We start from the raw sequence: 19,296 nt of genomic DNA on the forward strand, positions 1-19,296 counted from the left end.
ATGCCGCACACTGGGCCGATGCCCGGCCAGCTGGAGGACACGTCGACGTCGCAGCACCTCGAGCCCAGGAGGCCCGAGGCCGGGCGGCTGCTCCTCGCGCTGCTCGTCATGGCGGCGGCGATGCTCGTCACCGCCTTCGTCGGACGTCAGGTCGTCCTCGCGTCGAGCTCGATCCGTCGCGGCGACGCCTCGGTCATCGACGCGACGACCGGGTACGCGCTGGAGCGGCCCGGGCTCGTCGACGCCCTGCTGCTGTGGGCCCATCTCACCGAGCCGTGGGTGCTCTTCCTCGTCCTCGCGCTGCTCGCGGGGGTGCTGCACTGGCGCGGTCTCGTCCGGCGTCGCGCCCTGTGGGTCGTGCCCGTGGGGCTCGTCGGCTGGGGGCTGTCGATCACGTGCAAGTACATCGTCGGGCGCCCGCGCCCGGTGCCGCCCGAGGCGATCACCGTCGCCGACGGCTACAGCTATCCCTCCGGCCACGCGACGGGCAGCACGATCGCGATGATCCTGCTCGTCGTCCTGCTGTGGCCCCTCGCGCGCCGCATGTGGACGCGCACGACGCTCGTCGTGGCCGCGGCCACCCTCGTCGTGCTCACGTGCCTCGACCGCGTCTACCTCGGGGTCCACTACCCGACCGACGTCGTCGCCGGGGTGCTCGTCGGGAGCGCGATGACCGCCGCCGCGCTGACGATCGGTCTGCGGCCCCGGCCGGGGCCGACCGCCCCGCCTCAGTCCAACCGGGCGTAGCGCGCGCGGGCGATGCAGTAGATGCCGAAGGCGATGATGCCCAGCGCCATCGCGGTGAGCAGGTAGGGGCCGTACTCGGCGCCCTTGACCGCCTTGAGCGCCCCGTCGAGGCCCTGCGCCTCGTCGGCGTCGTGCTGCCAGGCGGCGACGACGAAGAAGATGCCGACGAGGGCGAGGACGGCCCCCTTCGCCGGGTAGCCGATGGTGCCGGCGGTCACCGCCCACACCCCCGGGTGACGGGTGAGGTCCTTCATGAAGCGCTGGCGCACGCCCTTCTGGACGTAGTACGCACCGACCGCGACGACGACGAGGCCGACCGCGGCGACGAGCCACTGACCGGCGGGCTGGCGCATAAGGGTCTGGGTGAGGCTCTGCGTCTGGTCCTCGCTCGAGCCGGACTGTCCCGACCCGGTGGCGAAGCGGAAGGCCGACCACGCGATGGCGAGGTAGACGACCCCCTTCGCGCCGGACTTGGCCCGCTCGGACGCGCCGCCGTCGCCCGGCGAGGGCGCGACGACCTCGGCGAGGTACCACAGGCCGAGCGCCGTGCCGCCGACGACGAAGACCCACAGGAGCAGGGCCCCGAGGGGCTGGCCGGCGAGCGCCGCGAGAGCCCCGGACTGGTCGGCCTGCTCCCCGCCGGCCGCGCCCCAGGCGAGCTGGAGGGCGATGCCTGCGATGACGAGGTGGAGCACGCCGTTGACGGCGTGACCGACCCGGGCGAGGGCGATGACGACGGGGTGCGAGCTCGCGTCGTCGACGGCGTCGACCGCGTCGTCGACGGCCTCGTCGGCGGCGTCAGCCGCCCGGCTGGAGGCGCGGCGGGGACGGTGCTCGGACGTGCTCACAGCAGGCTCCTCAGGACGGGGACGAGCCCGTCGTCGTCGACGACTCCGGTGACCTCGTCGGCCACATCCTGCACCTCGGCGGGTGCGTTGCCCATCGCCACGCCCCGGGCGGCCCAGCGCAGCATCTCGACGTCGTTGCGCTGGTCGCCGACGGCGACGGTCAGACCCGGCTCGACGTGGAGGCGACGGCGCACGATCTCGAGCGCGGACCCCTTCGAGACGCCCTCGGGGTTGATGTCGAGCCAGGCCGAGAAGCCGACCGAGTAGGCGACGCCGTGCAGACCGGCGCGGTCGACCGCCTCGGCGAACTCCTCGCTCGTCGCCTCCGGCATCCGCAGGGTCACACGGGTCGTCGGGTGCGCGAGGAGCTCCTCCCACGGCACGACCGTCTGCTCGCCGACGAGCTCGTCGGGCGGGTAGGGCGCGCTGAGCCGGAAGCCGACGCCGAGGTCCTCGACCGCGACGAGCGCGTCGGGCAGCACGGGACGCAGGCGGGTGAGGACCGGGGCGGGGTCGAAGGTGACGACGTCGTCCTCGTCGAGCGTCCAGCCCTGCGGGGCGCGGGGGTCCAGACGGACCGTCACCGCGCCGTTGGAGCAGACCGTCCACCCCTTCGTCAGGCCGAGCGCGTCGAGGATCGGGGTCGTCGCGACGATGCCGCGACCGGTGGCGACGACGACGTGGTGACCGGCAGCGAGGACCGCCCGCACCGCCTCGCGGACGGCGGGGCGCAGGACCCCCTCGTGCGTGATCGTCGTGCCGTCGAGGTCGAGGCAGATCATGTGCGCGTCCACGCCCGCAACCTATCCGCCGTGACGCCGCTCACCGCCCTCGGGAGTTGACACGTCTCGACCGGCCCGCCCGGCGGGGGCTACCGTGGAGGGGTACGTGCTCCGGGGTCGGTGCAATTCCGAGCCGGCGGTGACAGTCCGCGACCCGCTCGCAGCCAGCGAGCGGTTGACGAGGTGAGATTCCTCGACCGACGGTGAAAGTCCGGATGGGAGGCAGCACGTGGTGGCGGGTGCGCTGTGCGCACCCGTGGCCTGCGCACCCTCGCGCGACCCCCCGGAGCCTGGAGACGGCGACGGCAGGAGGACCCAGGGTGACCGGGCCTGATGATGACGAGCGGTGGGTGCGGCGCGCCCTCGAGCTGGCGGAGCGCGGCCCCGCCGTCGACCCCAACCCCCGGGTCGGCGCGGTCCTCGTGGCCGACCGGCCCGACGGCCCGCAGGTGGTCGGCGAGGGCTGGCACCACGGCGCGGGCACCGCGCATGCCGAGGTCGTCGCGCTCGAGGCCGCCGGCGAGCGAGCACGGGGCGCGACCGCCTACGTGAGCCTCGAGCCGTGCGCGCACACCGGCCGGACCGGCCCGTGCACCGAGGCGCTGCTGGCGGCCGGGGTCGGGCGGGTCGTCCACGCGAGCAGCGACCCGGGGGCCGGGTCCGGCGGCGGGGCGCAGGTGCTGCGCGACGCCGGGGTCGAGGTCCGCGGCGGCGTGCTCGCCGACGAGGCCGACGCGCTCGTGCGCGACTGGCGCTTCGCGATCGTGCACGGCCGCCCCCGCGTCACGTGGAAGTACGCGTCGACCCTCGACGGTCGCGTGGCCGCCGCCGACGGCACGAGCCGGTGGATCACCGGGCGGGAGGCCCGGGTCGACGTCGGCCGGGCCCGGGCGCAGCACGGCGCCGTCCTCGTCGGCGTCGGCACCGTGCTCGCCGACGACCCCCAGCTCACCGCGCGCGACGCCGACGGCGAGCTCCTCCCCCGGCAGCCGCTGCGGGTCGTGCTCGGGCACCGTCTCGTCCCCCGCGGCGCGCGGGTGCTCGACGGCGACGCCCCGACCCTGCACCTGCCGACCCATGACGTGCGGGCGGCCCTGGCCGAGCTGCACGCCCGGGGCGTGCGCTCGGTGTGGCTCGAGGGCGGGCCGACCGTCGCCGCGGCCTTCTGGCGCGCGGGCTGCGTGGACGACGTCATCGCCTACCTCGCCCCCGCGCTGCTCGGCGCCGGCCCGTCCGCGCTCGGCGATCTCGGCGTCACGACCATCACCCAGGCACGTCGTCTGCGCACCGAGGGCGTGCGCCTCGTCGGCGACGACGTGCGCATCGACCTGAGCGTCGGCACCGCCGACCCGGACCAGCACCACGAGGAGGACTGATGTTCACCGGCATCATCGAGGAGGTCGGGACCGTGCTCGCCGTCGAGCACGAGCAGCCCGGTGACGGGGGCGAGGCCGACGTCGGCAGCGCCCGGATGACGATCGAGGGCCCGGGCGTGCTCGTCGACGCCCGTCCCGGGTGCTCCATCGCCGTCGGCGGGGTGTGCCTCACCGTCGTCGAGCACGACGGCGAGCGCTTCACCGCCGACGTCATGGGCGAGACCCTGCGCTGGACCACCCTCGGCGGGCTCGCCCCGGGCGACCCGGTCAACCTCGAGCGCGCGCTGCGCGCCGACGGCCGGCTCGACGGGCACGTCGTCCAGGGCCACGTCGACGGCGTCGGCGAGGTCGTCGCGCGCACCGCGCACGAGCGCTGGGAGGTGCTCGAGGTGAGCGTGCCCGACGAGCTGCGCCCCCACCTCGTGCGCAAGGGCTCGGTCGCCGTCGACGGCACCTCGCTCACCGTGAGCGGGCTGACCGACGCCGGCTTCGAGGTCTCGCTCATCCCGACGACGCTCGCGGAGACGACGCTCGGCCGGCGGGCGGTCGGCGACCGGGTCAACCTCGAGACCGACGTGCTCGCGAAGTACGTGGCCGGGCTGCTCGGCGACCGTCAGGCCGCGTCATGAGCGGCTTCGCGACGATCCCCGACGCCCTCGAGGCACTGCGGGCCGGTCGCCCGGTGCTCGTGCTCGACGACGCCGACCGCGAGGACGAGGGCGACGTCGTGCTCGCCGCGCAGACGGCCACCGCCGAGTGGCTCGCGTGGACGATCCGGTACACGTCGGGCTACATCTGCGCCCCGATGACCGAGGAGCGCGCCGACCGGCTCGAGCTGCCGCTCATGGTGACGCGCAACGAGGACTCGCTGCGCACCGCGTACACGATCACCGTCGACGCCGCGGCCCAGGTGACGACAGGCATCAGCGCCGCCGACCGCACCCGCACCCTCCACGTGCTCGCCGACCCCACGGCCACCCCCGGCGACCTCGTGCGCCCGGGGCACGTCGTCCCCCTTCGCGCCCGTGACGGAGGCGTCCTCGTGCGCCGCGGTCATACCGAGGCGACCGTCGACCTGTGCCGGCTCGCCGGTCTCGAGCCGGTCGGCGCCATCGGCGAGCTCACCGCCGATGACGGCACGATGCTGCGCACCCCCGAGGTGCTCGCGCTCGGCGCGGAGCACGACCTGCCGGTCGTCACCATCGCCGACCTCGTCGCGTGGCGTCGCCTGCACGACCGCGTCGAGCGGGTGACGACGACAACCCTGCCCACCCGGCACGGCCGGCTCGTCGCCCACGGCTACCGCGACCTCGTCACCGGCGCCGAGCACGTCGCGCTCATGCGGCCGGGGGGCTCGCGGGTCCGGGTGCACTCCGAGTGCCTCACCGGCGACGCCTTCGGCTCGCGGCGCTGCGACTGCGGGCCCCAGCTCGACGCCGCGCTCGCCGAGGTCGCCGAGCACGGCGGTGCCGTCGTCTACCTGCGCGGGCACGAGGGCCGCGGCGTCGGGCTGCTCGACAAGCTGCGCGCCTACGCCGAGCAGGACGCCGGCGCCGACACCGTCGAGGCGCAGATCGCGCTCGGCCTGCCCGTCGACGCGCGTGAGTACGGCGCCGCCGTCGCCGTGCTGCACGACCTCGGGCTCACCGACATCGAGCTCATGACGAACAACCCGGCGAAGGTCGAGGCGCTGGAGCGCGGCGAGATCACCGTGCGCCGGGTGCCGATCCACGTCGGCGAGGGCCCGGACAACGCCGGGTACCTCGCGACGAAGCGGGACCGGCTCGGGCACACCGGGCCGCCCACGGGCGCGGCGCCCGTCGCGGCTGCGTCGGCCGACCCCACCACCCCCACCGCACCGAGCACCCCCACGACGACGAGCAGGAGACCCGCATGAGCGGCCACGGAGCACCGAGCAGCACCACCTGCGACGCGAGCGGCCTGCGTGCCGTCGTCGTCGCCGCGAGCTGGCACGAGGAGGTCATGGACGGGCTGATCGACGGGGCTCGCCGGGGCGCCGCCGACTGCGGTCTGCCCGAGATCGAGGTCGTCCGGGTGCCGGGGACCTTCGAGCTGCCGGTCGCCGCGGCGCGGCTGGCGCAGGACCACGACGCGGTCGTCGCGCTCGGGGTCGTCGTGCGCGGTGGCACGCCCCACTTCGAGTACGTGTGCCAGGCCGCGACGGTCGGGCTCACCGAGGTGAGCGTGCGCACCGGGGTGCCCGTCGGCTTCGGCGTGCTCACGTGCGACACCGACGAGCAGGCCCTCGACCGCGCGGGCCTGCCGGGGTCGAGCGAGGACAAGGGCTACGAGGCGGTGACCGCCGCGCTCGCGACGGCCGTCACGCTCGCCGCGCGCTGATCCCCCTTCGCCCCCACCCCGCTACCCCTCCGGCTACGGCGCAGTACTGGTCGCGATCACGACCACTACTGCGCCGTAGCTCGCGGTAGAGGAGGCACGAAGGGGGGCCAAGCCGGCCCCGGGTCAGGGGCGGGCGGCCCCGAGCTTCCAGTAGCCGCTGAAGAGGACGCGGCGGCGCTCGGCCCCGAGCTCCTTGACGAGGTGGCGACGCAGGCAGGTGACGAGACCGGACTCGCCGCACAGCCAGGCGTAGTCGAGGTCGATGGTGTCGCGCGCGTGCTCGCCACGGATCGCCTCGAGGACGACGGTGCCGGGGGCCGCCTCGCCGCGCGCGTGCACGTGTACCCCCGCGGGGACACCCATGGCGGTCGCCGTCTCGGCGTCGGGCACCTCGACGTGGATGCGGACCTCGCCGGTCAGCCCCCGTGCGGCTCGGTCGTCGAGGATCGCGAGCAGGGCCGGGATCGCCGTCTCGTCGGCGACGAGCAGCTGGGGCCCGGCGACGTCGTCACCGCGGTAGAGGGCACCACCCGAGCGCAGGCCGGCCGGGTCGCCGACAGTCGCCCGACGCACCCAGGAGGACCCGGGGCCCGAGTCGCCGTGGGTCACGACGTCGACGTCGATCTCGCCGAGCTCGGGGCGGTGGGCGCGGATCGTGTACCAGCGCAGGTCGGGGCGGACGTCCTCGTCGATGTCGGCGACGGCGGCCCGGCAGTCGCGGCGCTCCGGGTCGGGCATGACGAGCGGGACGCCCCGGCGGGGCATGAGCAGCCCGAAGTACTCGTCGGCACCCACCCGCTCGAAGTGGCGCAGGTCCTCGGAGGTGAAGGTCAGGCGCCGCACCGACGCGCTGAGGTCGACGACCCGGCTCACCGTCATCTCGAGCTGCTCGTGGCCGTCCCGGTCACGGGTCGGGGCCATCGCCGAGCCGTAGGCCTTCGAGGCGCCCTCGAGCAGGGCGTCGCGGACCTTCGCGCCGGCCTTGGTGACGATCGCGGTCATGAGATCTCCTGGTCCTTCGCGGTCGGGGTCGGCATGCCGCGCGGGAGCACGACGGGGGTCCCCGTGTCGGGGTCGGTGAGGATGCGGCAGCGGATGTCGAAGACGCTCGAGACGAGCTCTTCGGTGACGACCTCGACCGGCGAGCCCTGCGCCACGACCTCGCCGTCGCGCATGGCGACGACGTGGTCGGCGTAGCGGGCGGCCATCGCGAGGTCGTGCAGGACCATGACGCACGTCGTGCCGCGCTCGGCGTTGAGCCGGCGCACCAGCTCGAGCACCTCGACCTGGTGGGCGATGTCGAGGAAGGACGTCGGCTCGTCGAGCAGGAGGATGCCCGGCTGCTGCGCGAGCGCGAGGGCGATCCACACGCGCTGGCGCTGGCCGCCGCTCAGCTCGTCGACCGCACGGTCGGCGAGCGAGAGGGTGTCGGTGAGCTCGAGGGCCTCGGCGACGATCGCGTCGTCCTGCGGGCCGGGGCGGCGCAGCAGCGAGTGGTGGGGGTGCCGGCCGTGGGCGACGAGCTCGGCGACGCTCAGTCCCTCCGGGGCCAGCGGCGCCTGCGGCAGCAGCCCGATGCGGCGCGCCACCTCCTTCGTCGGGATCGAGGAGATGTCCTCACCGTCGAGCACGACCTGGCCCGCGCTCGGGGCGAGCAGACGCACGAGTCCGCGCAGCAGGGTCGACTTGCCGCAGCCGTTGGGGCCGACGATGGCGCTCACCCGGCCGTCGGGCACCGACAGGTCGAGGCCCTGCACCACGGTGCGGTCGCGGTAGCCCAGGCTCACCCCTTCGGCACGCAGACGAGAGGCGGTCGGGGCCGCCTGCTCGGTCGTGATCGGTCGCGCAGCGGTCACCGTCATCTCAGCTCCACTCGGGATCGGGTGGCGATGAGCCACAGGAGGAAGGGCGCACCGGCCAGACCGGTGACGACGCCCACGGGCAGGTTCGCGCCGCCGGGCACGAGGTACGCGGCGACGTAGTCGGCGACGATCGTCATGAGCGCGCCGACGAGGGCGATGTCGACGAGCCGGGTGCGGCCGCCGTGCAGCCGCCGCCCGATCGGCCCGGCGAGCAGGGCGACGAAGGCGATCGGGCCGCAGATCGCGCACGTCGTCGCGACGAGCAGCACGATGCACAGCAGGGCCAGGGCGCGGCGGCGGGCCACGGGCACGCCGAGCCCGGCGGCGAGGTCGTCGCCGAGCATGACGACGCGCAGCTCGCGGTGGAGGACCAGCACGGTGGGCAGGAGCACCGCGACGACCGCGGCGAGACGGCCGATGTCGGTCCACGTGCCCTGGGCGACGGAGCCGGACAGCCACGACATCGCCTCGGTGAGGCGGTAGATGTCGGCCTTGAGCAGCACCCAGTGGGTGAGCGCGACGAGGAGGGCGGCGCAGCCGACGCCGACGACGATGACCGCCTGCTCTCCCCCCTTCGCACCCCGCCCGAGGACGAGGAGGAGGGCGGTGACGACGACCGCCCCGGCGAAGCCTGCGGCGCTGACCGCCCCGCCCTGCCAGCCGAGGACGACGAGCGCGAAGAGGGCGCCGGTCGACGCGCCGCCGCTCACGCCGAGGATGTCGGGGCTCGCGAGGGGGTTGCGCACGAGGTCCTGCATGAGCGCGCCCGCGACGGCGAGCGCGCCGCCGGCGAGGAGGGCGAGGACCGCGCGCGGCAGCTTCGACTCCATGACGATGAAGGACGCGCCGGGGATGCTCTCGCCGCCGATGATGCGCAGCGTGTCGGGGACCGTCACCGTGTAGTCGCCGAGGGTGACGCGCACGACGAAGGCGGCGACGACGAGGACGAGGAGCACGAGGGTGCGACGCAGCGCCCGCCGCGAGCGCGAGCGGCGGACCTGACGGACCTGCTCGGCGGGGGCGAGGGTGGTGCTCATCCGCGCACCGCCCGGCGGGCGACGATGATGAGCGCCGGCGCGCCGATGACCGCCGTCATGACGCCGACCTGGACCTCCGAGGGCGGGCTGACGACCCGGCCGAGGCTGTCGGCGAGCAGGAGCAGGCTCGGGCCGAGCAGGAGGGAGCCGAGGAGCACCCGGCGGTTGTCCGAGCCGCCGAGCAGGCGCACGACGTGCGGCACGGCGAGCCCGACGAAGGCGATGGGGCCGGCGAGCGCGCACGCGGTGGCGGTGAGCAGCAGCGCACCGAGCAGGGCCGACCCGCGGGCGAGGAGCACCCGCTGGCCGAGCGCCCGGGCGACGTCGTCGCCCAGTGCCATGGTGTTGAGCGTGCGGCCCGAGGCGAGCGTCAGCACGAGACCGACGAGGAGGAAGGGCAGGACCTGCACGATGATCGAGGCGTCCTTGCCGGCGACCGAGCCCACCTGCCAGTAGCGGAAGACGTCGAGCGCCCCGTCGTCGCTGACGAGCAGCCCGACCATGATGCTCGAGGTCGCCGCGAGGATCGCGGCGCCGGCGAGCGCGGTCGTCATCGGCTGACGCTGCACCGGCACGCTGAGGGTGATGAGGTGCACGACGAGACCGGTGATGACGACGCCGACGAGCGCGGTCCACAGGTAGTCGACGACGTCGCTCAGCAGGCCCAGCCGGATGCCGATGACGACGAGCAGGGCGGCGCCGGAGTTGAGCCCGAGGATGCCGGGCTCGGCGATGGGGTTGCGAGTCAGGCCCTGCAGGACGACGCCGGCCAGGGCGATGCACGCCCCGACGACGACGGCGATGAGCGTGCGGTCGACCCGGGCGGCGACGATGCCGCTCGCGAGGTCGTCACCGGCGCCGCGCAGGGCGCCGAGCACGGCGGCCGGGGAGATCCCCTGGGAGCCGACGAGCAGCGAGAGCGCCGCCGTCGCGGCGAGCAGCGCGAGGCCGCTCGCCGCGACGACGGTCGTCTTCGCCGACGAGGTCACGACGCGGGCTTGCCCTCGGCCGCGGACGCGAGCTTGGGCAGGAAGTCCTCGAGCGCGACCGGCAGCGACAGCGGTGTCGGCGAGGACATCGACAGCGCCGTGGCGTTGTCGGCGGAGCCGACGTAGTGGTCGTCCTTGAGGGCCGGGATCTTGCCGAGGAGCGGGTCCTTCTTGAGCTTCTCGACCTGACCGTCCTCCTCGACGTAGAAGACGACGAGGTCGGCGTCGACGTCGGTCGAGCGCTCCGAGGACAGCTCGAAGCTGAAGGCGCCGTCCTTGCTCCCCTTCGTCACGAAGTCGGGCTCGGTCATGCCGAAGCGCTCGAGCATCTGCGGGCGCAGGTCGGTGCTCGCGTAGACGCCGATCGTCGACAGGTCGGTGGGGGTGAACCAGATCCAGGCGGCGGACTTGCCCTTGATCTCGGGGTACTTCGCAACGGCCTCGTCGATGTCGGCGTTGAGGTCGTCGGTGATCTGCGTCGCCTTGTCCTCCTGGCCGAGGGCCTTGCCGACGAACTCGACCGAGTCCTCCCACGAAGTGCCCCACGGGGCGCCCGGGTAGGCGACGGTCGGGGCGATCTTCGTCAGCTTGTCGTACTCGTCCTGCGACATCCCGGAGTTGACGCCGAGGACGAGGTCGGGGGCGAGCTTGGCGATCTCGTCGACGGGGACGCCGTCCGCGTCGTCGTAGCGCACGATCTCGGCGTCGGGGTCGATCTCGTCGACGGCGGCGTCGAACCAGTCGGTCGACTTGTCCTTGTTGCCGCCCCAGGTGATGGCCGGCGCGCCGACGGGCACGACGCCGAAGGAGGCGACGACGTCCTGATCGGACCAGCCGACGGTCGCGATCTTCGTCGGGGCCTTCTCGATCGTCGTCTCGCCGAGGGCGTGCTCGATGGTCACGGGGAAGGCGTCGGCCGCGGCCGAGGTGCTCGCGCCGGAGCCGGCAGCGGCGGTGTCCTCGCTCGGACCGGTCGAGCAGGCGCCGAGGGCGACGACGGGGGCGAGGGCGACGGCACCGACGAAAGATCGGCGGGAGAGGCGGGTCATGCGAGGTTCCTTCACGGACGACGGGGCGCCGAGGTCAGCGCTGCCTCAGTGAGGCAGGCCTAACTTAGGAGGACCTAACCCCTCGAGGCAAGTCTCGTCCGTCGATGTTCCGCGGAGCGGGACCGTGCTGGTCCCCGCCGCGCCCCGCCCTCAGGCCAGACCGAGGTCAGCCAGCGAGTAGACGAAGCGGTAGGGCACGCCCGCCTCGTCCTCGATGCGCGCCCCCGCCCCGGTGTCGCGGTCGGCGATCGTCGCGACGGCGACGACCTCGCCGCCGGCCTCGCGCACCGCAGCGACGGCGTCGAGGGGCGAGCCGCCCGTCGTCGTCGTGTCCTCGACGACGAGGACGCGTCGGCCGGCGACCGAGGGACCCTCGATGCGCTGCTGGAGACCGTGCGCCTTGCCCTGCTTGCGCACGACGAAGGCGTCGAGCCGCTCCCCCGCCGCGGCGGCGGCGTGGAGCATCGAGGTGGCGACGGGGTCGGCGCCGAGGGTGAGGCCGCCGACGGCGACGACGTTGAGGTCGGCGACGAGGTCACGCATGACGCGGCCGACGAGCGGGCTGGCCTCGCCGTCGAGGGTGATCCGCCGCAGGTCGACGTAGTAGTCGGCCTCCTTGCCCGAGGAGAGGGTGACCCGTCCGTGGACGATCGCCTTCTCGCGGACGATCTCGAGCAGGCGGGCGCGGTCGGCAGCGATGTCGGTCATGGTCGTCGAGTTTAGGGATCGCGCTCCGGCCGGGTCGCCCGGTCCGCGGCGCCCCTACAAGACCCTGCCAGCAGCCTTTCGACGAGCCAGGACCCTCTCGAAGGGGTCGTGGCTCGTCAAGACCCAGCCAGCAGGGTTTTGTAGGAGGGGTGGCGAAGGGGGACGAGTCCCCCCTTCGTCAGCGACCGCCGCGCGGGCTGCGGGTCGTCGCGCGACGCACGACGCCGCGCGGCAGATGGCGCAGCGCGGCGGCGATCGCCTTGTACTGCACGCTCGGGACGCTCACGGCGCGACCGCGCTCGGCGTCGGCGAGCGCCTCGCGCACGAGGTCGGCGGCGTCCAGCCACAACGGCCCGGACCGCGCGCCGTGGTCGATGCCGGCCCGCTCGTGGAACTCGGTGACGACGTAGCCCGGGCACACCGCCGTGGCCGTGACACCGGTCCCGCGCAGCTGCCCCGAGAGCGACTCGGTGAGGGTCGTGACGTACGCCTTGGCCGCGGAGTACGGCCCGCCGGCGAGGTAGCCGGCGACCGACGAGACGTTGATGATCCGCCCGTGCCCGCGGGTGGTCATCGCGCGCGCGGCGGAGTGCGAGAGGACGAGGACCGCGCGGACGAGGACGTCGAGGAGGCGCTCCTCGTCGGCGATCTCGGACTGGGCGAAGGGGGTGGACAGCCCGTAGCCCGCGTTGTTGACGAGGACGTCGACCGGCCGGGCCGCCTCGCCCAGCCGGTCGGCGACCCGCTGCAGCTGGGCGCGGTCGGACAGGTCCGCGACGAGGACCTCGACGGCGACGCCGTGGCGCTCGCGCAGCTCGTCAGCGACCCGCTCGAGGCGGGCCGCGTCGCGGGCGACGAGGACGAGGTCATCCCCCTTCGCCGCGAGCTGCTCGCAGAACTCGCGCCCGATGCCGGCGGTCGCGCCGGTGACGAGAGCGGTGCTCATCGGCCGCCGAGGGTGCGTGCGAAGAGCTCGCGCAGCTCGTCGAAGTGACGCTCGGCGCCGGCCTCCTGGTAGCTGCTCGTGTCGGCCATCGTGAAGCCGTGCGGGGCGTCGGGGTAGACCGCGGTGCGGGCGGACAGGCCGTGCTCGGCGAGCGCGTCGTCGAGACGGGCGACGTCCTCGGGCGGGTTGGCGCCGTCGTTGTCGGCGTGGCCGTAGACGAAGTCTGCGCGTGCGCCGGACAGGCGCAGGTGGGGGCTGTCAGGCGCGTCGACGGCGACGCGGGCGCCGTGGAAGCCGGCCGCGGCCGCGACGCCCTGGTCGATGCCGGCGGCGATGGTCGCCAGGCGGGCGCCCATGCAGTAGCCGGTGACGCCGACCGGGCCGTCGGCGACGCCGGGCAGGGCGCGCAGCGCGGCGAGGTAGTGGGGCAGGTCGGCCTCGATGCGCTCGGTCGTCAGCTCGGCGAGGTAGCCCATGGAGATCGGGCCGTAGGCCTTGCGCTCGGCCGGGTCGCGCAGGTCGGCGGTCGGCGTCGTCTGCGCGGCGGTGCCGGAGCGGTAGAAGGTGTTCGGCGCGAGGACGACGTAGCCCCAGGAGGCGATGCGGTCGGCCATGGTCTCGATCTGCTGGCGCAGGCCGATGGCGTCCATGCACAGCAGGACACCCGGGTAGCTGCCGTCGGCGTCCGGGCGGGCGACGACGGCCTCCGCGGTGCCGTCGGCGGCGGGGATCTCGATGAGGGGTCGCATGACAGCGACGCTACGGCCTGCGGCGGCCCCTGTCTTCGCTCGAGGGGTCGTGGCCGGCCGAGCACTCGATGGTCGAGGCGCGAAGGGGGCGCAGCGCACGAGCCTCGAGACCTGGCGCGTGGGCAGTGGTCTCGAGGCTCCTTCGTCGCACCTCGACCAGCAAGATCGGGCGGCCTGACGGCGATGTGCTCACCTGGCACGCGGTACGTCCCGTGCCAGGTGCACGGATCGACGTCAGGTCGTCATGGTCGAGCCCTCGATGGTCGAGGTGCGAAGGGCGCGCAGCGCCCGAGCCTAGAGACCACCTGCGCGAGTGCAGTGGTCTCGAGGCTCCTTCGTCGCACCTCGACCAGCAACCGGCCCCTTCGTCGCACCTCGACCAGCACTGCGGCTCCCCCTTCGCCCTCGACCCTCGACGGGGCGGGCCCTTGTCGGGAGGGCTGCGTAGGGTGGCGGCCGTGCGCATCGCGACCTGGAACGTCAACTCCATCCGCTCTCGTGTCGACCGGGTGGTCGACTGGCTCGGTCGCTCCGAGACCGACGTCCTGCTCATGCAGGAGACCAAGGCCAAGGACGAGCAGTTCCCCTTCGCCCGCTTCGAGGAGCTGGGCTACGAGGTCGCGCACCACGGCCTCAACCAGTGGAACGGCGTCGCCATCGCCTCGCGGGTCGGGCTCGAGGACGTGTCGGTCGGCTTCCCCGACGTCCCCGGCTGGGGCGACCCCGCGGCCCCCGAGGCCCGCGCCATCGGCGCGACGTGCGGCGGCGTGCGCGCGTGGAGCCTCTACGTGCCCAACGGGCGCACCCTCGACGACCCGCACCTCGAGTACAAGCTGCAGTGGCTCGAGACCCTGCGCGCCCAGACCGCGGCCTGGCGGGCGGCCGAGCCCGACCTGCCGCTCGCGCTCGGCGGCGACTTCAACATCGCCCCCTTCGACGAGGACGTGTGGGACATGTCGGCCTTCGAGGGCAGCACCCACGTCTCCCCGCGCGAGCGGGCCGCCTTCCAGGCCTTCCTCGACGACGGCCTCGTCGACGTCGTGCGCCCGCACGCACCGGGCCCCGGCACCTTCACCTACTGGGACTACCAGCAGCTCGCCTTCCCGAAGAAGCGCGGCATGCGCATCGACTTCGTCCTCGGCACCCCCGCCCTCGCCGACCGCGTCCTCGGCGCGGCCATCGACCGCGAGGAGCGCAAGGGCAAGGGCGCGAGCGACCACGCCCCCGTCGTCGTCGAGCTGAAGGACTGACCGAGATGACGGGCACCTCCGAGGTCGTCACCCGCGAGGTCGTCAGCCCCGACGGCGCCCGGGTCCACGTCCTCGACCACCGCACGACCGGCGACGGCGACCTGCCGACGCTCGTCCTCGCCCACGGGTGGACGCTCGACCAGTCGAGCTGGGCGCGCGTCGTCTCCGCCCTGCAGCAGCGCCACGCGGTGCGCGTCGTCACCTACGACCAGCCGGGCCACGGGCTGTCGACGCTCGGGCGCGGGCGTCGGGCCACCGTGCGCGACCTCGGCGAGACCCTGCGCGCGGTCCTGTGCGAGGTGGTCCCCGACGGACCCCTCGTCCTCGGGGGCCACTCGATGGGCGGGATGACGGTCATGGCGTACGCCGGGGCGCACCCCGACGAGCTGCACGAGCGCGCCCGCGGGGTCCTGCTCATGGCGACGACCCCCGAGCTGGCCTCCCTGCGCCGCCCGATCCGGGGCGAAGGGGTGGTCATGGGTCTGCAGGCCGTCCTCCCCTCGGCAGTCCCGTCCCTGCCGATGTCTCGCGACATGGTGCGCCGGGCCACCTTCGGCGCGGACGAGCCCGACCCCCGTGACCTCGCCCACGTCGTGAGCATGGGCCGGGCGACGAGCGCGCGGGCGACGGGCCGGTACTTCTCCGCTCTGCAGGGCCACGACGAGATCGGCTCCCTGCGCGTCTTCGCCGGCATCCCCACCGTCGTCCTCGCGGGCGAGCGCGACCGGCTCACGCCCGCGCGGTGGAGCCGGATGTACCACGAGCGCATCCCCGGGGCGGTGCTCGACGTCGTGCCGCGCGCGGGGCACATGCTCGCCTACGAGGCCACCGACCGGGTGGTCGAGCACCTCGAGGACCTGCTCCTCGGGCGGCCGCTCAGGAGCTCGCCGACGCCCTGACCCGCTCGGGCGAGCGCCCCAGCGTGAGCACCGCGACGACGGCCCCCAGGCCCGCGGCCAGAGCGGCCCCGGCGAATACCGTCTCGACCTGCACCATCGCCGCGCCGACGAGCGCGTCGGCCGAGGTCCGGTCGGCCGGGCTGAGCGCCGCGACCGCCTCGTAGTAGCGGTGCAGCCCGACCCCTGTCAGCAGGGCCAGGCCGACCACCATCCCGATCATCCGGGCGACGACGACGAGCGAGCTCGCGGTGCCATGGGCGTGCGACGGCGCGTCGGCCAGGGCGGCGTCGTTGACCGGTGCGAGGGCCAGCCCGGCGCCGAGGCCCGCCATGACGAGGACGGCGGTCGAGCTGACGACCGCGTCGAGCGAGCCGGTCCCCCACGTCGACATCGCCCCGAGCCCCGCGGCCATGAGCGCCAGGCCCGTGCCCGCGACGAGGCCGGCCCCGAGGTGGCGCAGCAGCCAGCCCCCGACGAGCGCACCGACGGGCACCGCGACGAGGAAGCGCAGCAGGACCATCGCCGCATGGGTCTGGCCGCCGTCGGTCGTCAGCCGGGCGAGCAGCGGCACGTCGACGACGACGGAGACGAGCGCGACGCCGACGAGCACCGAGACGAGGAGCGCCCACCCGGTCCGTCCGCCGAGGGTGCCGCGGGGCACGAGCGGCGACGGGGCGGTGCGCTGACGCCACGCGAAGAGGCCTGCCGCGACGAGCGCGACCGGGAGCAGCGCGTAGCCGAGCGGCCCGACGACCTCGCGCTCCGGGTCGGCGGCGGCGAAGGTGAGCACGACGCAGCCGAGGGCGGTGCCGAGCAGCAGCGCGCCGACCAGGTCGCCCTCGCGCAGGGTCGGCCACCCCCGCCGCAGGGCGACCGCGAGCGCGATCGCGCCGAGGGCCAGCGCGAGCGCCCCCACCGGCGTGACCAGGCGGTGGTCCGTGCCCCCGAGGGGGACGAAGGGGAGCCCGAGCGTCACGTCGGTGACGAGCCGTCGGGGCGCGGCGAGCGCCAGCCACAGCAGGGCGACCGCGACCGCACCCAGCGCGAGGCCCAGGCGGGCCGGGCGGGTGAGCGGGTCCCCCTTCGCCCCCTCACGGTCGACGACCCGCAGGGCGACGGCGAGGACGAGGGCGAGGGCGACGTTGAGCCAGAAGATCGCCCGCCAGTCGGCGACCGCGAGCACGGCGGCGCCGAGGACCGGCCCGAGGACGCTGCCGAGCTCCTGGACCGCGCCCACCATCCCGAGCGGCACGCCGCGGCGGCCCACGGGCCACAGGTCGGCGACGATCGCGAGGGTCGCCGGGACGAGGCCGCCGCCGCCGATCCCCTGGACGACCCGCCCGGCGACGAGGACGTCGAGGTCGACGGCGAGCGCGGTGACCCCGGAGCCGAGGACGAAGAGGACGAGGCAGGCGAGGAGGACCCGGCCGCGGGGCACGAGGTCGGCGAGGCGTCCGATGAGCGGCAGCACCGCGATGTAGCCGAGGAGGAAGCCGGAGATGATCGGCGTCGCCCGCTGCAGGCTGTCGAGCGTGAGGCCGACCCCGGCCATCATGTCGGTGAGGGCGAGGACGACGACGTAGGTGTCGGCTGCCGCGAGGGCGACGCCGGCGCACGCGAGAGCGAGGAGCGCCCGGGGCCGGGTGGTCTGCCCCACGGCGGTGGCGCTCACGCGGGTGGCTCGACGGTGACGTCCTTGCCGTACTCGCTGAGGTCGACGGTGTACGTCGTGGTCTCGCCCGTGAAGAACTCCCCGGTGATCTCGGCGGTGCGCAGCTCGCCCGACCCCGGCTCGATGCCGTACGTCACCTCGAAGGTGTCGGCGTCCTCGCCGAGGAGGAAGAGGTCCTGGACGGGCTTCGCGGGCACGCTGCCGGTGTAGGACTGGAGGACGACGTCGCCGTCCCGGGTGCGCTCGCCGGCCGTGACGCCGGTGCTCTCGGCGACGACCTGGCCGACCCCGGAGCCGGTGCGGAAGAACTCCGCCGGGTTGGGCGCGCCGAGGTCGCTCATGGCGACGGGGTTGAAGTCGGAGGAGAAGAAGGACATCCACGTCTTGGCCCCGACGGCGATGATCTCGACGGACGCGGCGGTGCCGTCGATGACTCCGGTCACCTCGCCGGAGAAGGCCGGGGTCCTCGCGTCGACCGAGCCGTCGCCGCTCGCCTTCGACACGCCGTCCTGGCCCTGCGGCAGGCCAGAGCTGCTCAGCTCGATGTGCACTCCCCCGGCCTGCTCGAAGCGCTCCTGCGCCGTGCGCATCGCGTCCGCGGGCGCCGCGGCCTCCTCGCCGCCCGAGCATGCGGGCAGGAGCAGGGCCAGCGGGAGCAGGGCGATCAGCGGGCGTCGGCGCATGGGCGCCACGGTATCCGTCGCGCCGCCGCTCCCGTGGCGAGCCGCGCGCACCCGTCCTCGAGCACGACCCCGCCACCGTCCAGCGACGGGTCCTGCGCGTCGTCGTCCTCGCGCAGGTGCTCGGCGGCGCCGGGCTCGCCGCGGGCGTGACCGTCGGCGCGCTGCTCGCCGAGCAGATGCTCGGCAGCGCCGGTCTCGCCGGGCTGCCGACCGCGCTCTTCACCCTCGGCTCGGCTCTCACCGCCTACCTCGTCGGCCGGGTGAGCCAGCGTCGCGGGCGCAGGGTGGGTCTCGGGGCGGGCTTCGTCGCCGGTGGCGTGGGCGCCGCCGGGGTCGTCGTCGCCGCGGCGCTCGACGCCGTGCCGCTGCTCCTCGTGGCCCTCTTCGTCTACGGGGCGGGCACGGCGACCAACCTCCAGGCCCGGTACGCCGGCACCGACCTCGCCCAGCCGCACGAGCGGGGCAAAGCCATCAGCGTCGCCCTCGTCTCGACGACGCTCGGCGCGGTGGCCGGGCCCAACCTCGTCTCGCCGCTCGGCGACCTCGCCGAGGGCCTCGGGCTGCCGGCGCTCGCGGGCCCCTTCCTCCTCGCGTGCGTCGCCTACGCCGCCGCCGGGGTCGCCGTGCTCGTCCTCATGCGCCCGGACCCCCTGCTCCTCGCCCGGCAGCTCGAGAGCCGTGCCGCCACCGACGCGACGACCGCCGACGCCGGCGCGGTCACCGCACCGGTCGGCCGCGGCGCCGTCGTCGGCGGGGCGACCATGGTTCTCACGCAGCTGGCGATGGTGGCGATGGTCGCCGTCATGACAATGACCCCGGTCCACATGCGCGCGCACGACCACGACCTCTCCGCGGTCGGTCTCGTCATCGGGCTGCACATCGCCGCGATGTACTGCCCTCTCCCGTCACCGGGATGCTCGTCGACCGGCTCGGCCGGGTGCCCGTCGCGGCCGGCGCGGCGGTGGCCCTCCTCGGCGCCGGGGTGACCGCGTCCGTCGCACCGGCCGACTCGCTGCCGGTCCTCGTCCTGGCGCTCGTCCTGCTCGGCCTCGGGTGGAACCTCGGCCTCGTCTCGGGCACCGCCCTCGTCGTCGACTCGACGACACCGGCGCAGCGCTCGCGCGTGCAGGGCAACCTCGACGTCCTCGTCGCCCTGTCCGGCGCGTCGGCCGGCGTCATGTCCGGGGTGGTCGTCGCGACGACGAGCTACCCCGCGCTCGGCCTCGGCTCCGGCCTGCTCGTCGTGTGCCTCGTGCCCGTCCTGCTCTGGTGGCGCCTCGAGCGGCCCCGGACGCAGTCGAGGTGATCCGCGCCGACCTCGTCGGCGTGGATCACCTC

Annotated in this window: 21 protein-coding genes and 1 riboswitch; of the genes, 9 read left to right on the top strand and 12 right to left on the bottom strand. The window is 74.6% G+C overall.

The genetic code is table 11. The features are described from left to right. Positions 1-18 precede the first annotated feature (18 nt). On the top strand, positions 19-747 hold the full coding sequence (locus L6241_RS13715; RefSeq protein WP_368246723.1) for a phosphatase PAP2 family protein: 729 nt from the start codon (positions 19-21) through the stop codon (positions 745-747). On the opposite strand, the gene L6241_RS13720 is transcribed toward L6241_RS13715, so the two are convergent. Both L6241_RS13720 and L6241_RS13725 read right to left on the bottom strand, forming a co-directional pair. Beyond that, the gene (locus L6241_RS13720) at positions 729-1,595 is read right to left on the bottom strand and encodes a DUF1206 domain-containing protein (protein WP_368246724.1); all 867 of its coding nucleotides are present in this window, start codon (positions 1,593-1,595) and stop codon (positions 729-731) included. The genes L6241_RS13715 and L6241_RS13720 overlap by 19 nt on opposite strands. Further along, positions 1,592-2,389: an HAD family hydrolase gene (locus tag L6241_RS13725; RefSeq protein ID WP_368246725.1), complete on the bottom strand. Its 798-nt coding sequence runs from the start codon at positions 2,387-2,389 to the stop codon at positions 1,592-1,594. The genes L6241_RS13720 and L6241_RS13725 overlap by 4 nt, the downstream gene beginning before the upstream one ends. A 90-nt stretch (positions 2,390-2,479) precedes the next feature. Next, a riboswitch (FMN riboswitch) is annotated at positions 2,480-2,610 on the top strand. An 87-nt stretch (positions 2,611-2,697) separates the two neighbouring features. On the opposite strand from L6241_RS13725, the gene ribD reads away from it, so the two are divergent. The 4 genes from ribD to ribH are packed head-to-tail and all read left to right on the top strand — an operon-like array spanning position 2,698 to position 6,114. Next, on the top strand, positions 2,698-3,753 hold the full coding sequence (ribD, locus tag L6241_RS13730) for a bifunctional diaminohydroxyphosphoribosylaminopyrimidine deaminase/5-amino-6-(5-phosphoribosylamino)uracil reductase RibD (protein ID WP_368246726.1): 1,056 nt from the start codon (positions 2,698-2,700) through the stop codon (positions 3,751-3,753). After that, positions 3,753-4,382 carry a riboflavin synthase gene (locus tag L6241_RS13735; protein WP_368246727.1) on the top strand — a complete coding sequence of 210 codons (630 nt, stop codon included), beginning with the start codon at positions 3,753-3,755 and terminating at the stop codon, positions 4,380-4,382. Before ribD ends, L6241_RS13735 begins: the two co-directional genes overlap by 1 nt. After that, on the top strand, positions 4,379-5,650 hold the full coding sequence (gene ribB / locus L6241_RS13740; RefSeq protein ID WP_368246728.1) for a 3,4-dihydroxy-2-butanone-4-phosphate synthase: 1,272 nt from the start codon (positions 4,379-4,381) through the stop codon (positions 5,648-5,650). The genes L6241_RS13735 and ribB overlap by 4 nt, the downstream gene beginning before the upstream one ends. Next, positions 5,647-6,114, top strand: coding sequence for a 6,7-dimethyl-8-ribityllumazine synthase (gene ribH, locus L6241_RS13745; RefSeq protein ID WP_368246729.1), 468 nt, complete (start codon positions 5,647-5,649; stop codon positions 6,112-6,114). Before ribB ends, ribH begins: the two co-directional genes overlap by 4 nt. Before the next feature lie 123 nt (positions 6,115-6,237). Here ribH and L6241_RS13750 read toward each other — a convergent pair whose 3' ends face one another. From L6241_RS13750 to L6241_RS13785, 8 genes are all read right to left on the bottom strand, one after another. Continuing rightward, complete coding sequence (locus L6241_RS13750; protein ID WP_368246730.1) at positions 6,238-7,116, bottom strand: siderophore-interacting protein; 879 nt, start codon at positions 7,114-7,116, stop codon at positions 6,238-6,240. Beyond that, complete coding sequence (locus tag L6241_RS13755; protein ID WP_068271951.1) at positions 7,113-7,976, bottom strand: ABC transporter ATP-binding protein; 864 nt, start codon at positions 7,974-7,976, stop codon at positions 7,113-7,115. The genes L6241_RS13750 and L6241_RS13755 overlap by 4 nt, the downstream gene beginning before the upstream one ends. After that, positions 7,973-9,013 carry a FecCD family ABC transporter permease gene (locus L6241_RS13760; protein WP_368246731.1) on the bottom strand — a complete coding sequence of 347 codons (1,041 nt, stop codon included), beginning with the start codon at positions 9,011-9,013 and terminating at the stop codon, positions 7,973-7,975. Before L6241_RS13760 ends, L6241_RS13755 begins: the two co-directional genes overlap by 4 nt. Then, positions 9,010-10,002, bottom strand: a complete 993-nt coding sequence (locus L6241_RS13765; protein ID WP_368246732.1) for a FecCD family ABC transporter permease — start codon at positions 10,000-10,002, stop codon at positions 9,010-9,012. The genes L6241_RS13760 and L6241_RS13765 overlap by 4 nt, the downstream gene beginning before the upstream one ends. Further along, positions 9,999-11,051 carry an ABC transporter substrate-binding protein gene (locus tag L6241_RS13770; RefSeq protein ID WP_368246733.1) on the bottom strand — a complete coding sequence of 351 codons (1,053 nt, stop codon included), beginning with the start codon at positions 11,049-11,051 and terminating at the stop codon, positions 9,999-10,001. The genes L6241_RS13765 and L6241_RS13770 overlap by 4 nt, the downstream gene beginning before the upstream one ends. Positions 11,052-11,201: 150 nt before the next feature. Further along, positions 11,202-11,759 (bottom strand): orotate phosphoribosyltransferase, encoded by a 558-nt coding sequence (gene pyrE, locus L6241_RS13775; protein ID WP_368246734.1) that lies wholly within the window; start codon positions 11,757-11,759, stop codon positions 11,202-11,204. A 178-nt stretch (positions 11,760-11,937) separates the two neighbouring features. Continuing rightward, on the bottom strand, positions 11,938-12,705 hold the full coding sequence (locus tag L6241_RS13780; RefSeq protein ID WP_251720409.1) for an SDR family oxidoreductase: 768 nt from the start codon (positions 12,703-12,705) through the stop codon (positions 11,938-11,940). Then, a complete protein-coding gene (locus tag L6241_RS13785) occupies positions 12,702-13,454 on the bottom strand; it encodes a dienelactone hydrolase family protein (RefSeq protein WP_191680800.1) in 753 nt (250 codons plus the stop codon). The genes L6241_RS13780 and L6241_RS13785 overlap by 4 nt, the downstream gene beginning before the upstream one ends. A 458-nt stretch (positions 13,455-13,912) precedes the next feature. Between L6241_RS13785 and L6241_RS13790 the strand changes: the two genes are divergently transcribed. Both L6241_RS13790 and L6241_RS13795 read left to right on the top strand, forming a co-directional pair. Next, entirely contained in the window at positions 13,913-14,704 is a 792-nt protein-coding gene (locus L6241_RS13790; RefSeq protein ID WP_191680801.1) for an exodeoxyribonuclease III, read from the top strand. Between the two features lie 5 nt (positions 14,705-14,709). Further along, positions 14,710-15,603, top strand: coding sequence for an alpha/beta fold hydrolase (locus L6241_RS13795; protein ID WP_368246735.1), 894 nt, complete (start codon positions 14,710-14,712; stop codon positions 15,601-15,603). Here L6241_RS13795 and L6241_RS13800 read toward each other — a convergent pair. Together L6241_RS13800 and L6241_RS13805 are read right to left on the bottom strand one after the other, a co-directional pair. Beyond that, the gene (locus L6241_RS13800; RefSeq protein WP_368246736.1) at positions 15,581-17,275 is read right to left on the bottom strand and encodes an MFS transporter; all 1,695 of its coding nucleotides are present in this window, start codon (positions 17,273-17,275) and stop codon (positions 15,581-15,583) included. The two genes, L6241_RS13795 and L6241_RS13800, sit on opposite strands and share 23 nt — an antisense overlap. Then, a complete protein-coding gene (locus tag L6241_RS13805) occupies positions 17,272-17,958 on the bottom strand; it encodes an LppX_LprAFG lipoprotein (protein WP_252976380.1) in 687 nt (228 codons plus the stop codon). Before L6241_RS13805 ends, L6241_RS13800 begins: the two co-directional genes overlap by 4 nt. A gap of 116 nt (positions 17,959-18,074) precedes the next feature. On the opposite strand from L6241_RS13805, the gene L6241_RS13810 reads away from it, so the two are divergent. Beyond that, complete coding sequence (locus tag L6241_RS13810) at positions 18,075-18,944, top strand: MFS transporter (protein WP_368246737.1); 870 nt, start codon at positions 18,075-18,077, stop codon at positions 18,942-18,944. Beyond that, the gene (locus L6241_RS13815; protein ID WP_368246738.1) at positions 18,872-19,264 is read left to right on the top strand and encodes an MFS transporter; all 393 of its coding nucleotides are present in this window, start codon (positions 18,872-18,874) and stop codon (positions 19,262-19,264) included. The genes L6241_RS13810 and L6241_RS13815 overlap by 73 nt, the downstream gene beginning before the upstream one ends. Positions 19,265-19,296 lie beyond the last annotated feature (32 nt).

This window comes from Janibacter sp. Y6 (genome assembly GCF_040900765.1).
GTDB lineage: Bacteria > Actinomycetota > Actinomycetes > Actinomycetales > Dermatophilaceae > Marihabitans > Marihabitans melonis.